This is a genomic window from Clostridium sp. AF37-5 (genome assembly GCF_003477605.1).
In the GTDB taxonomy this organism is placed as follows: Bacteria; Bacillota; Clostridia; order Lachnospirales; family Lachnospiraceae; genus Eubacterium_F.
Window position 1 is genome coordinate 1 of record NZ_QUDR01000050.1, and the last position, 1720, is coordinate 1720.

Below are 1720 nucleotides of genomic sequence, written 5' to 3' on the forward strand. Positions count from 1 at the left end.
TGAACTGCTTCCCGTCAAGTAGACAATTGAAAAAATATAAATTTTTCCTGCCAGTAGAGTGAACTACTGGCAGTTTTTATGCAGCTTGTAAGTAAAGTGTGTGTTTTTCCATAGGAGTTAAAACTCCAAGATTTCTTTGCAATCGTTTATTGTTGTAGTAATCTATATAATCCTCAATCATTTTTATGAGTGTTTCTTTATCAGTGAATCGTTTTCCATAGTAACGTTCTCTCTTTAAAATTCCCCAAAAACCTTCCATCGGTCCATTATCGATGCACCTGGCTACTCTTGACATGCTCTGCACCATACCTGCCGCCTCGATTTTCGCGTGGAATGCCCTGTTAGTATATTGGAATCCCCTGTCGCTATGAAACAATGGATGTGCATCAGGGTTTTTTGTCACCGCATCCTCAAAGTTGCTAAATACAAGATGATTGTTGTTCGAATCCCCAATCGTGTAAGCTACAATTCTTCGGTCATATAAATCCAAAATTGCACTTAAATAGACCTTACGTTTCTCAATCCCGATATAATAATGGAACTCTGTTACATCTGTGAGCCATTTTTCATTTGGTGCATCAGCAGTAAACTCCCGGTTAAGTATATTTTCTGCTATATATTGGGAATTTGAAGCCTGTCTCGTGCATCCATTATTGGAGTACTTGATAGTTGATTTAATATTAAGTTTGCGACAAATACGTAACACACGTTTGTCATTAACATCAATGTTATGATAACGTTCCAATTCATCTCTGATTCTGCGATATCCTTTGTCCGGCGATTCCGTATGAATCTTTTCTATTTCATCTGCAATTCGTTTGTTTTTTCGTTCGTTTTCTGGAATTTCTCTATGTAACCATTTATAGTAAGCTGCTCTAGAAACTCTACCGAGTTTGCAAAGGTCAGTGATGGGATAATTATGTTCTTCGTGTTCGTCTTTGATTGCCTGATATACATATTCATGACGGACCAGGCTTAGCCCCGCCTCCTTTCTATCTCTTCGAGTTTTTTTAGGAAAGAAGCCTCCATTTCAGCACGTTCTTTCTCTGCTCTTAAAATTTTAACTTCGGCACGCAAACTTTCTAATTCATTCATCTCGTCAGGATTTTTCCGTTTTCCACGTTTATCTCTTAAAGCTTCCACTCCGCCAGATTCATATTTAATAGTGTAACTACGTGCCTGTTGATAAGATACCCGATGGTTCTCTGCTGTTTCAGCATAATTATGGTTATGTGCGATGCAATATTGTACTATTTCAACCCGTTCTTCAAATGTGGTTTTTCTTCCTTTGGTCATGATAATACTTCCTCCTGTTCCAGAAGATTTTAACTCTTCATGACCATTATACTTCTTTATCCACTTTTGTAACTTACTTTTTGAACGAATACCATATTTTTTACAGATATCTGTTTGTGATCCTTTTCCAGACAGATAGTCTAGAACTGCCTTCCTTTTTAATTCAGCAGAATAATGCTTATAACTTTTCATCAAGAATGCATCTTCTCCCATACTTTCATAATTAGTAATCCATTGTTGAATGGAAGCTTGAGATATACTAAACTCATTTGCAAGTATTCGTTGGCTTGTCAGACCGTTCAAGTATCTTTTTACAGCATTTATCTTATCTTGTGCAGATATATTTCTTTTAGACATAAAATATGCTCCCTCCTAAGTAACAAGTTTAATTATTTCACTTGTCTACCTAGAAGGGAGCATATCA

The 1720-nt window shown here is 36.5% G+C and carries 2 protein-coding genes; both read right to left on the reverse strand.

Features of this window, described 5'->3' with window-relative positions; genetic code table 11:
- Nucleotides 1-76 precede the first annotated feature (76 nt).
- Nucleotides 77-973 carry an IS3 family transposase gene (locus DW019_RS15320; RefSeq protein ID WP_207658754.1) on the reverse strand — a complete coding sequence of 299 codons (897 nt, stop codon included), beginning with the start codon at nucleotides 971-973 and terminating at the stop codon, nucleotides 77-79.
- A gap of 2 nt (nucleotides 974-975) precedes the next feature.
- Nucleotides 976-1653 carry a helix-turn-helix domain-containing protein gene (locus tag DW019_RS15325; protein ID WP_207658753.1) on the reverse strand — a complete coding sequence of 226 codons (678 nt, stop codon included), beginning with the start codon at nucleotides 1651-1653 and terminating at the stop codon, nucleotides 976-978.
- Nucleotides 1654-1720 lie beyond the last annotated feature (67 nt).

Bases quoted from the DNA above. Each gene is read 5' to 3' on its own strand.
- DW019_RS15325 (WP_207658753.1), bottom strand. From the start codon at position 1,653: ATGTCTAAAAGAAATATATCTGCACAAGATAAGATAAATGCTGTAAAA.